The 11,428-nt window shown below is 43.5% G+C and carries 11 protein-coding genes; 8 read left to right on the top strand and 3 right to left on the bottom strand.

The features are described 5' to 3' along the window. Window positions 1-233 precede the first annotated feature (233 nt). The 3 genes from AB6E52_RS05450 to AB6E52_RS05440 all read right to left on the bottom strand — a co-directional run bounded on the left by AB6E52_RS05450 (window position 234) and on the right by AB6E52_RS05440 (window position 2,124). Window positions 234-569, bottom strand: a complete 336-nt coding sequence (locus AB6E52_RS05450) for a hypothetical protein (protein WP_029224976.1) — start codon at window positions 567-569, stop codon at window positions 234-236. Window positions 570-1,093: 524 nt separating this feature from the next. Continuing rightward, window positions 1,094-1,639: an N-acetylmuramoyl-L-alanine amidase gene (locus tag AB6E52_RS05445; RefSeq protein ID WP_102320644.1), complete on the bottom strand. Its 546-nt coding sequence runs from the start codon at window positions 1,637-1,639 to the stop codon at window positions 1,094-1,096. An 11-nt stretch (window positions 1,640-1,650) separates the two neighbouring features. Beyond that, window positions 1,651-2,124, bottom strand: coding sequence for a hypothetical protein (locus AB6E52_RS05440; protein WP_102320643.1), 474 nt, complete (start codon window positions 2,122-2,124; stop codon window positions 1,651-1,653). Window positions 2,125-2,410: 286 nt separating this feature from the next. On the opposite strand from AB6E52_RS05440, the gene AB6E52_RS05435 reads away from it, so the two are divergent. The 8 genes from AB6E52_RS05435 to neuB all read left to right on the top strand — a co-directional run bounded on the left by AB6E52_RS05435 (window position 2,411) and on the right by neuB (window position 11,426). After that, on the top strand, window positions 2,411-3,493 hold the full coding sequence (locus AB6E52_RS05435; RefSeq protein ID WP_102320642.1) for a helix-turn-helix domain-containing protein: 1,083 nt from the start codon (window positions 2,411-2,413) through the stop codon (window positions 3,491-3,493). Between the two features lie 163 nt (window positions 3,494-3,656). Continuing rightward, the gene (locus AB6E52_RS05430) at window positions 3,657-3,977 is read left to right on the top strand and encodes a hypothetical protein (protein ID WP_102320641.1); all 321 of its coding nucleotides are present in this window, start codon (window positions 3,657-3,659) and stop codon (window positions 3,975-3,977) included. Between the two features lie 395 nt (window positions 3,978-4,372). Further along, entirely contained in the window at window positions 4,373-5,497 is a 1,125-nt protein-coding gene (gene wecB, locus AB6E52_RS05425) for a non-hydrolyzing UDP-N-acetylglucosamine 2-epimerase (protein ID WP_102320640.1), read from the top strand. A 17-nt stretch (window positions 5,498-5,514) separates the two neighbouring features. After that, window positions 5,515-6,780 (top strand): UDP-N-acetyl-D-mannosamine dehydrogenase, encoded by a 1,266-nt coding sequence (wecC, locus tag AB6E52_RS05420; protein WP_102320639.1) that lies wholly within the window; start codon window positions 5,515-5,517, stop codon window positions 6,778-6,780. After that, window positions 6,780-7,970, top strand: a complete 1,191-nt coding sequence (locus AB6E52_RS05415) for a UDP-N-acetylglucosamine 4,6-dehydratase (protein ID WP_102320638.1) — start codon at window positions 6,780-6,782, stop codon at window positions 7,968-7,970. The genes wecC and AB6E52_RS05415 overlap by 1 nt, the downstream gene beginning before the upstream one ends. A gap of 12 nt (window positions 7,971-7,982) precedes the next feature. Continuing rightward, window positions 7,983-9,134 (top strand): LegC family aminotransferase, encoded by a 1,152-nt coding sequence (locus tag AB6E52_RS05410; protein WP_102320637.1) that lies wholly within the window; start codon window positions 7,983-7,985, stop codon window positions 9,132-9,134. A 17-nt stretch (window positions 9,135-9,151) separates the two neighbouring features. Next, window positions 9,152-10,333 (top strand): UDP-N-acetylglucosamine 2-epimerase, encoded by a 1,182-nt coding sequence (gene neuC / locus AB6E52_RS05405; protein ID WP_102320636.1) that lies wholly within the window; start codon window positions 9,152-9,154, stop codon window positions 10,331-10,333. Window positions 10,334-10,352: 19 nt separating this feature from the next. Beyond that, window positions 10,353-11,426 (top strand): N-acetylneuraminate synthase, encoded by a 1,074-nt coding sequence (neuB, locus tag AB6E52_RS05400; protein WP_102320635.1) that lies wholly within the window; start codon window positions 10,353-10,355, stop codon window positions 11,424-11,426. Window positions 11,427-11,428 lie beyond the last annotated feature (2 nt).

Below are 11,428 nucleotides of genomic sequence, written 5' to 3'. Positions count from 1 at the left end.
TTGTGAGTGATGGTGTTAATAGAAGGGGGAGTTAGAGGGGGTTGCTAGCGATGCCTAATCAACCCCTCCCAGCCTCCCCTTATATTGATATTTTCTGCCAAGTAATAGTCGTGATAAAGGGGAGGAGCTAAAAGCACCACTATCATATTCTTGTCCTCGCTCTTCACCTCTGCTCTTAATCTCCTCGCATCTGCTCTTTAGCTTTTCGCATCCCGTTTACTCGCTACCCGCATCTATTTTTTAATCACCCCACCCGTTAAATACAATCCAATAGCCGCTAGCACCGGATAACCAAACGCTTCATTGGTCATTTCCCCTAATGGCTTCCAATCGTAACCGTGCATGCAGCCAAGAATCACCATCACATGCAGTGCCACATAAGGAATGGTGAACAACAACACAATGTAGCGCTGTACCAACTTAAAAGGTTCATACGCTTTAAGCAGTGCCAGCTTGTGCTTCGCTTTTTCTTCATCAGTAAAAAACATCGCATCTCCTGTGTTGGTGAGTGCATCTAACCCCTTGCTAATCGAAGACTGACTCCCGAATATTCTTCCGAACAATGTCATACTGCTCCTTGGTTTATTGATTGGCTTTGACCGCATGTATAGCCTTTGACTGTATAACCTTATGGTTCGACAACCTTAGCGAGACCTCTGCTCCGCCATTTATCCGTTGAATTAGATTCCCTATCACGTTCGTCCCTCACTGTAGGGAATGACGACTACTTTTATTAAGTTAATAATCTCACGACTCTGTCATTCCGCCATTCTGTTGCTTTAGAGGCGAGGAACGAAGTATCTGGAATCCGCTTTTAAGCTCTTCGCATCTCGCTTACTCGAATCCCGCAACTGCTCTTCAAATTATTCGAAGACTTAGCTTTTGGTCCTCCCCCTTGAACACCGGACTATTGTGAGTGGTGATGTTAATAGAAGGGGGAGTTAGAGGGGGTTGCTAGCGATGCCTAACCAACCCCTCCCAGCCTCCCCTTGTATAGGATATTTTTTGCCAAGTAACAGTCGTGATAAAGGGGAGGAGCTAAAAGCACCACTCTCACTTTATTTTCCTCACTTTTCGAATCCCGCATCTGCTCTTAAGCTTTTATCTTCAAAACAGGACACGCCTTATTCACGCCCCAATCTTTATGCCCCTTAACATTCTCATCTGAAATCAAGAACTGCTCTTGCAGTGCAGCCATCAAACCAAACAGTGCCTTGCGCTGCGCAAGTGTGAAGTTATCTTCTGGTTGCAGCTCGGCATTACAACCGCCAACCAAACAAACCCCAATATTGCCCTTGTTGTGTCCTTTCACATGCGCGCCAGTTTGCGACAGCGGCCTGCCCAATTGGACATCCCCATTGCGACGAATAACAAAGTGATACCCCACATCGCGCCAGCCTTTCTTTTTATGCCATCGACGAATCTCGGCTACGCCTACATCTTGCTGTGGCGGCGTGGCGCTGCAATGCACAGTAATAAAGGAATATGGCGGGCAATGAGGTAAGCGGAGTAAAACCGAAACCAGGCTGAATGAATAGGATGCTGAAGGTAAACAAGGATCTAACGAAGGGATAAGCTCCATCTTGCTAGCCTGCTCTTCCGAATCAATTCGTTCTTTGGTGTCAGCCCGCTCTGGCAAAACAGACGCTTCTAACGGCTGATTTGGAACTCGATCAGTTGCTGGTGGAGTGTTTGACAAAATAAATCCTCGTGTTGTTGTAAATAGACGATTAAAGACGTTGATAGCGATTCTTTTAAATCAGGGTGCAATGCGATGTGTTGTCGCAGACTGGTGGCTACGGTTTTTTCATAGCCGGGGTGGTGGCTGACATAACGTAAATACATCACGTAATAACCCAGAGGCTGCTTACGCCGTGCTCGGCTGATCATCCAACAAATATCCTCATAGCTGGGGGTGTCACCGCATTCATCCTCATTAAAATAACAACCTTCCAAATGGCTTTCTTTATAACCGTTAACTTCATAGCTCAGTACTTGGCCAAACCCATCACTATCACTAAAAAATAACGGCTGACGTGATTGAGTGAGGGAGTTAGCACGGCACTCGATGCTCGCCATTCCGGGTTGATACGCTGAAATAAAAAGAGAAACTATCGCCTTCATTAAGCACCTTATTGCTGCATGGGGAGGGCAATGTACTTCAAGGCTCTTGATTGGGGTTGGCGGGAATAACACGAAAACAGAGGAATACAGAAAAATGAGAGGTGCTTCGAAAAGCCATTGCTTAATAAGGTTGGTGTTGCATATCTATCCGAGGCGATTAACCAAACATCTTTTCTTACAACTTATCTCATGGGCCTTTCGCCCCTAAAGCGCCAAAAAGTGTTGTTAATGCCCTTTAAATCAATGGATTTCAGTACGAATGATCATTTAACAAGGAGCGTTAACCATGTGTGTTTCTCTTATTCTTTCTTTTATCCCCTTAAAAACCGGCTCGCCAATAAGCAAGTTAGTGTTATTGAAATTAGCCGATAACGCAGACGCGCGCGGCGTGTGTTTTCCTTCCCTCAATTACTTGGCGCAATATTGCGAAGTGTCGGTAAGAACCGTGAAACGACACGTTAACGAGCTCGAAAAACAAGGTTTTGTGAAGCGGATAAAGCGGTTTGATGATTCAGGACGCCAGCGCAGCAACATATATCAGCTGCGTCTTCCCAGCGACAGCCACATTCAGCAGACCGATCTAGCCCAAGCGAATCAAGAGAACGCGAATGCAGAACAAACAGGTTTACCGTCAGCTTCGTCGGAATACCCACAGAAGACAGAATATGCGCAGAAAACCGACCATTCAGACACTCCCCTGGGTGACTCAAGATCCAACACGGAGAGTGATCACCTGGCACACATAATCTTTCATAAAGAACATAAAACAGAGTTGAGCTTGAAAAACGGCATCTTAGATGACACCGATGTACTTGATCCCCCAAGCGGTTCTGAAGAACATGAGATCTCGACACCTAAAACCAACGCCACCAAACCAATAAGCCAAAAGAATGAAGCTGTAATTCACCTGCTCACCAAAGAGGGCAGTGCGCCGATTTATCATGAGTTCACCACCATATTAGAACGCACCTACCCAAAGTTAGATGTGCTGCAAGAACTGCATGCCATGCAAGCGTGGCTGTACATTAACCCCGATAAGCGCAAACCCTTTGAGCACATTGGCCACTTTGTGAATAGCTGGCTAAGAAGAAGCGCCCAAGCCAAAGCGAAGCGAGACTCATCGCCAGTCTTTAAGCAGGCTAGAGCGGCTAAGCAAACAAAAGCGGCTAAACCAGCAAGGGCTTCTGCTTCTACATCGACCAAGGAAGCTAAAACCCAACCGGCAGCCAAGCCCATGGTTCACAAACAACCCACGCCCGTCTCTCAGGCCCTAGCGGACTACCAAGCCAAAAGCACCACCAATCCGTTCGAAGCACGTATCAAGGCCCTCGTTCAATCCAAATCGCACGGCGCGGATTCTAAGCAGTGACCATTCGATTATTTACAGACGAAGCGCTTGTTCACACAGCCAAAGCTATTAAAAAAATAGCTTAGAAAACCAAGATCTTAGGAAACCAAAAGGCTAGGGCAGACCAAGCGCGAATACAGACAAAAAACGTCAAGAAACAAAAGTAGAATTAGGGAGAGGGCAAATGGACGATATCAGCCTAAAAAAACTGACAACGGAAGAAAAAGTCACCATTTTAGAAAAAGAGATAGCGCGAGTGGAAGGGCGTATTGGCGAGTTCTTGAAGCTGCTGGTTAGCCACTACCCACAAGGGTTAACACGCACAGAGATTAAAGCGTTATTGGCGGTAAACAACAACCCAAGCTTCGTTTCGCTATACCGCAACGGCAATATTTTCATTGATATAGAAAAGCGCTACTGCGACGCAGCACAAGAAAACCGCTACCACATAGGGACTCAGTACCTGCAAGACGTACAATGCTTCCGGTGGCTGAATGCGTGGTGAGTTGTTTGTCATACCAGAGTCAATTTCAAACTGGTTAATATGCACTTACTTTGCTAAAATGCTCCGCATATTTAAAACCGTATGAAAACCGCATAAAGCGAACAAATTGTGACTATTGCCTTTAGGAGCCAAACCTAAGGGCGGTAGCGTACCCAGATTTAGCTTGTTAGCAAGTATAGCAATTCAAAAGCGCGACAAGCTACTGAAAGGCTGCTTTTGGCGGCCTATTGGGACGGTTTTAAAAAAGTCATCAATATCTAGGTTTTACAAGGGATTGTCGAGAATTGACTGTTTCAAAATGAATAAAAAGTGTCTCAGTGTGTTTTTAATGCTGAGATCAAAAGTAACAAAAAATCACCTCTTTCATTTCACCTGTCGGTTGGAAACTTCATAAAATGACTAAGAAAAAAATCCTTACGGTTTTTGGCACGCGTCCAGAAGCCATCAAAATGGCACCTCTGGTTCATGCTCTAGCAGCCGATGAGCGCTTTGAAGCAAAATGCTGCGTGACGGCTCAGCACCGAGAAATGCTTGATCAAGTATTAGAGTTATTTGAAATCACGCCCGACTACGATTTGAATCTAATGAAAGCTGGTCAAACACTCAATGAAGTGACGGCGCGTATTTTGTTAGAGCTTAAACCAGTACTAGAAGAATTCAAACCTGATGTGGTTTTAGTTCACGGTGACACGGCGACAACATTTGCTGCAAGCTTAGCAGCTTACTATGAGCAAATCGCTGTAGGTCACGTAGAAGCAGGCCTTCGAACGGGCAATATTTACTCGCCGTGGCCTGAAGAAGGTAATCGCCGTTTAACGGGGGCGTTAACCAAATATCACTTTGCGCCGACGACAACGTCAAAAGAAAACCTGCTGAAAGAAAGCTTTAATCCGAAAGATATTTCAGTAACGGGTAATACCGTAATTGATGCGTTACTGATGGTGAAAGACAAAATTGAATCTGACAGTGATTTGAACGCTACGCTTTCTGCTCAGTTCCCTTTCTTAGATGAAAACAAAAAACTCATTTTAGTAACAGGGCATCGCCGTGAAAGTTTTGGTGGTGGTTTTGAGCGTATTTGTGAGTCGCTGGCAATTACCGCAAAAGCATATCCAGATACGCAAATTTTGTACCCAATGCATCTTAATCCAAATGTACGTGAACCTGTTAATCGTATTCTTGCAGGCATTGATAACATCCACCTCATTGAGCCTCAACAATACTTACCATTTATCTACTTAATGAGCCGTGCGCACATCATTTTGACTGATTCTGGTGGCATTCAAGAAGAAGCCCCGTCGTTAGGAAAACCTGTTTTAGTGATGCGCGATACGACCGAGCGACCAGAAGCGGTTGAAGCCGGCACGGTTAAGTTAGTCGGCACCGACGTTGACATGATCGTTGAGAGTTTAAGTCAGCTATTAACGGATGAAAGCGCTTATCAAGCGATGAGTTTTGCACACAACCCATACGGTGATGGTCAAGCTTGCAAACGAATTTTGAACGAATTAGAAAATTAAAAATTGGAATATAAACTATGTCTTTTGAAACAATTTCAGTTGTCGGCTTAGGTTACATCGGGCTACCGACGGCAGCGATGTTTGCATCACGCAAGAAAAAAGTGATTGGTGTCGATGTCAATCAAAATGCAATAGATACGATTAACCGCGGTGAGATTCATATCGTAGAACCGGATCTTGATATGATCGTACATGCAGCAGTAACAGAAGGTTATTTAAAAGCTGTAATTACTCCAGAACCTGCCGATGCTTTTTTGATTGCAGTGCCTACTCCTTTCAAAGAGTGCGCTGACGGTGAAATTCCAGAGCCAGATTTGAGGTTTATTGAAGCGGCGAGTAAGGCAATCGCCCCTGTTCTTAAGAAGGGAGATTTAGTGATTTTAGAGTCTACTTCTCCTGTTGGTGCAACTGAGCAAATGGCTAAGTGGTTGGCTGAAGCAAGAAGTGATTTAACTTTCCCTCAGAACTCAGGTGAAAGTGCTGATATCAATATTGCGCATTGTCCAGAACGGGTATTACCTGGTCACGTTGTTCGTGAGTTGGTGGAAAATGACCGTGTTATTGGCGGGTTAACCAAAAAGTGTTCAGAACGTAGCGTAGAGCTATATAAAACGTTTGTACTCGGTGATTGTGTTATTACAAATGCACGTACAGCGGAAATGGCAAAGTTAACTGAAAATAGTTGTCGAGATGTACAGATAGCATTTGCAAATGAGCTCTCGGTAATTTGTGATAAGTTAGATATCAATGTTTGGGAGTTGATATCGTTGGCAAACCGACATCCTCGTATTAACATTTTACAACCAGGCCCTGGTGTTGGTGGTCATTGTATCGCTGTTGACCCATGGTTCATTGTTTCAAAGACACCAGATGAGGCCCGAATTATTCATACTGCACGTAAAGTTAATGACAGTAAGCCTGGTTGGGTTGTCAGTAAAACTAAAATAGCTATTTCAGATTTCTTGCAAGAGAATGCTGATAAAGCTGCCAAAGAGGTTACTATTGCGTGTTACGGTTTAGCTTTTAAGCCTGATATTGATGACTTACGTGAAAGTCCTGCAATGCAGATTGTAAAAGAAATTGCTTCTTTTCACTCAGGGAATGTAATTGCAGTTGAACCCAATATTCACCAATTACCAAGTTCGTTGAATCAAGTTGAGCTTGAGAGTTTTGACGTTGCCAGTTTGACCGCTGATATTCATGTTATGCTCGTTGATCATAAAGAATTTAAAGCTGAGTCACTAAACTCACCATATTTAGTCGATACCAAGGGGATTTGGTAATGAACGCTACTTTACCGTTGATCGGTCGCACCGAAGCCTTATTCACGCAAGATATTGATAACCATGAGGCAGAGTTATCACGCATTGTTTCTGAGTCAAATTTCCTTGTTTTAGGAGGCGCAGGCTCAATCGGACAAGCCGTAACTAAAGAGATTTTCAAGCGTAATCCTAAGAAGTTACATGTTGTTGATATTAGTGAAAATAACATGGTTGAACTAGTTCGAGATGTCCGCAGTTCATTCGGTTACATTGATGGTGATTTTCAAACATTTGCTTTAGATATCGGCTCTTTAGAGTACGATGCGTTCATCAAAGCAGATGGCAAGTTTGATTATGTGTTGAACTTATCCGCACTTAAGCATGTTAGAAGCGAGAAAGATCCTTATACATTGATGCGAATGATCGATGTAAACGTATTTAATACAGATAAAACCATTCAACAATCTATTGATGCTGGCGCTAAGAAGTACTTCTGTGTATCGACAGATAAAGCGGCAAACCCGGTCAATATGATGGGCGCTTCTAAACGTATTATGGAAATGTTCCTAATGCGAAAAAGTGAACAGATGGCGATCTCAACAGCCCGTTTTGCCAATGTTGCGTTTTCGGACGGTTCATTGTTGCATGGATTCAACCAACGTATTCAAAAACGCCAGCCTATCGTCGCTCCAAACGATATCAAGCGTTACTTCGTGACACCTCAAGAGTCAGGTGAACTTTGCCTAATGTCATGCATTTTTGGTGAGAATCGTGACATTTTCTTCCCTAAGTTGAGCGAAGCTCTTCATCTGATTTCGTTTGCTGATATTGCAGTGAAATACCTAGAGCAACTTGGCTATGAACCTTATCTTTGTAAAACAGAAGAAGAAGCTCGTCAATTAGCTCATACACTTCCTGAACAAGGAAAATGGCCATGTTTGTTTACTGCGAGTGATACAACGGGCGAGAAAGATTTTGAAGAGTTTTTCACGGATAAAGAAGAATTGGATATGTCTCGATTTACAAATCTAGGCATTATTAAAAATGACCCTCTTTATGAGCAAGAGCTACTTTCTTTGTTTGAAAACAGTATTTCAGAGATGAAAGACGAGCGAGCTTGGACCAAGGAAGAAATTGTAAAACTCTTTTTTACAATGATTCCTGATTTTGGGCACAAAGAAACTGGTAAATACCTCGATAGCAAGATGTAAGCGGAGTAAGTAATGAAAGCAACAGCTGTTGTTGAATTTGTTAGAGATACCTACAAAACGGACGAATTCATTCCGCTGCACGCACCAACGTTTAATGGCAACGAAAAAGCCTACGTAATGGAAACGATTGACAGTACCTTTGTTTCTAGCGTTGGCAAGTTTGTTGATGATTTTGAGCGAAAGGTTGAGGCGTATACAGGTACCGCTAAAGCGGTAGCAACCGTCAATGGTACTGCGGCATTACATGCGGCCTTGTACATGGCTGATGTTCAACGAGGAGACCTTGTTATTACACAAGCTCTGACTTTCGTTGCAACTTGTAACGCTCTTTATCATATGGGTGCCGAGCCTATTTTTGTGGATGTTTCGCCAGTAAGCTTGGGCCTATGCCCCAAAGCGGTGGATGCATTCTTAATTGAGCATGCTGAAGTAACCAAGACGGGGTGTATTCACAAGAATACAGGCAAACGAATTAAAGCGGTTGTCCCTATGCATACCTTTGGTCACCCTGTCGAGCTTGATGAGCTGGTTGAAGTTTGCCTGAAATGGAATCTTGTTCTAGTAGAAGATGCAGCAGAAAGCCTAGGTTCTTTCTATAAAGGTAAGCACACCGGTACTATTGGTGATGTTAGTGCAGTCAGCTTCAATGGCAACAAAATCATTACCACTGGTGGTGGCGGTATGGTCTTATGTAAAACCGAGGAGCTAGGAGCACGAACCAAGCATGTCACTACGACAGCGAAAGTGCCTCATCCTTATGAGTTTTTCCATGATGAGCCAGGTTTTAACTACCGCATGCCTAATCTAAATGCGGCATTGGGTTGCGCACAAATGGAAGTTATTGAGCAGTACTTAAAGCAAAAAAGACAACTGGCAAAATGCTACGAAAATCTTTTCAGTGGGACTGATTTTCAGTTTGTTACTGAGCCAGACTATGCCGAGTCGAATTACTGGTTAAATGCCATTATTTGCCCAGATAAAAAAAGTAGAGAAGAGATCCTTGCGGGCACCAATAGTGCAGGTGTGATGACTCGCCCAATTTGGCAGCTCATGCACAGGTTACCAATGTTTGAAAATGCAATACGCGGTGATCTTATTAATTCCGAATTTATCGAAGCGCACCTAATTAACCTTCCAAGTACCCCTGTGGAAATTAAAAGCTAAGTAGGTTTAATACACGCATGACGCAGACACATAAAAAAGTCGCGGTCTTTACTGGTACCAGAGCGGAGTATGGTCTGCTCTTTTGGCTTTTAAAAGACATACAAAGCGATCCAGATCTAACATTACAATTGCTCGTTTCTGGTATGCACTTATCTCCAGAATTTGGTGATACTTATAAGCAAATAGAAAAAGATGGCTTCCAGATCGACGAGAAAATAGAGATTTTGCTGTCTTCGGACTCGCCGGTAGGAACGGCAAAAAGTATGGGATTGGGCGTTCTAGGCTTTGCTGATGCATTGTCACGATTAGCACCCGATGTCCTTGTCATTCTTGGAGATCGTTTTGAAGCTCTAGCTGCCGCACAAACAGCCATGATACTCCGTATTCCTATTATCCATTTGCATGGTGGGGAAATAACCGAAGGCGCCTACGATGATGCGATTCGTCATGCTATTACCAAATTGAGCTACCTGCATGGCACGTCAACAGACGAATATCGAAATAGAGTGATTCAATTAGGTGAATCGCCAGAACGAGTAAAAAACATTGGTGCGATAGGCTTAGATCACTTGAATCGAGGCTCTTTTATGACGGTTTCAGAGTTGGGTGAATCACTGAGCTTTGACCTTACAAATCCTTATTTTGTGGTCACCTACCATCCTGTCACTCTCGGAGATGAATCCCCAGAGGATAGCTTTCAAGCTTTGTTAGACGCACTAGATGAATACCCAAATCACCAAATTATACTGACTTACCCTAATGCGGATGATGGCGGTCGTCGAATTATTCCGATGTTAGAGGCTTATGCAGCAAAACAACCAAAGCGCGTACTGGCAATCCCCTCTCTTGGACAAATACGTTACTTGAGTTCAGTTAAGCACGCAGCCGCAGTCATTGGAAACTCGTCGAGTGGTATTATTGAAGTCCCGGCTTTTGATGTTCCAACGGTCAATATTGGTTCAAGACAAAAAGGGCGACTAGCGGCCAAAAGTGTTCTTAAGGCTTATGCGTCAAAAGCTTCGATAAATAAAGCGATTAGTTTAGCTGTTAGTCGAGAATATAAAGCTGATGGTGAAATGATAGAGAACCCGTACGGGCAGGGTGACAGTAGCAAGCAAGCGATAGAAATGATCAAAGGTTTATGTTTTGAACCTTGCAAGTCATTCTTCGACGTAAATATTGAATCTGATTTAAATTAGAAAGTAGAGTGAGATAGTGATGGCGTTGATTATTGCTGAAGCGGGTGTAAACCATAATGGGCAAGAGGAGTTAGCTTTTGCCTTGGTAGATGCAGCCCATAAAGCCGGGTCTGATATCGTAAAGTTTCAAACGTTTAAAGCTAAAAATTTAGTGACTGAAGAAGCTAAACAAGCTGACTACCAAGTCATGAATACGCAAAAGCAAGAATCACAACTTGCTATGTTGAGTCGCTTAGAGCTTTCGTACGAAGCTCACCACAAGTTAATAAAATATTGTAACTCCCTTGGAATTGAGTTTTTGTCTACGGCCTTCGATTTTGAAAGTTTAGATTTTCTAATTAACGACTTGGGGTTGACGCGTTTAAAGCTACCTTCCGGCGAGTTAACGAATGCGCCTCTTGTGCTAGCTCATGCTCGTACTGGTTGTGATCTTATTGTATCGACAGGCATGGCCACACTGGCTGAAATCGAGACAACATTAGGGGTTATTGCTTTCGGTTATACAGCCGATGAAAACACACAGCCTTCCATGTTAGGTTTCCAAGAAGCTTACGCATCAGAAGTGGGTCAAAAAGCCCTAAAGGACAAAGTAACAATCCTTCATTGTACGACGGAATATCCAGCGCCAATGGAAGAAATTAATCTGAAAGCAATGGATACACTGGGCCGAGCATTTGATTTGGCGGCGGGATATTCGGATCATAGTGAAGGAATCACGATTCCAATTGCGGCTGTTGCTCGCGGTGCAGTTTTGATTGAGAAGCATTTTACATTAGATAAAAACATGGAAGGTCCAGACCACAAAGCTTCGCTTGAACCACAAGAACTAGAGGCGATGGTCAAAGCCATTCGCCAAATTGAAGTAGCTTTGGGCTCTAGCGTGAAAACTCCGACAGTATCTGAAGTGAAGAACAAATCAGTGGCACGAAAGAGCTTAGTGGCAGCAACCGATATTGAAGAAGGTGAAGTTCTAACAGAGTCAAACCTTACAATTAAGCGTCCAGGTTTAGGCTTATCACCATATCGTTACTGGGAGTTGATCGGAAACAAAGCGAGTAAAAACCACAAAGCCGGAGAGTTGATCATTGAGTGACG

Source organism: Vibrio sp. 10N.247.311.13 (assembly GCF_041467595.1).
GTDB classification, from domain to species: domain Bacteria; phylum Pseudomonadota; class Gammaproteobacteria; order Enterobacterales; family Vibrionaceae; genus Vibrio; species Vibrio crassostreae_C.
Note: the sequence above shows the minus strand (reverse complement) of the source record. Positions and strands in the feature narration are given on the sequence as shown.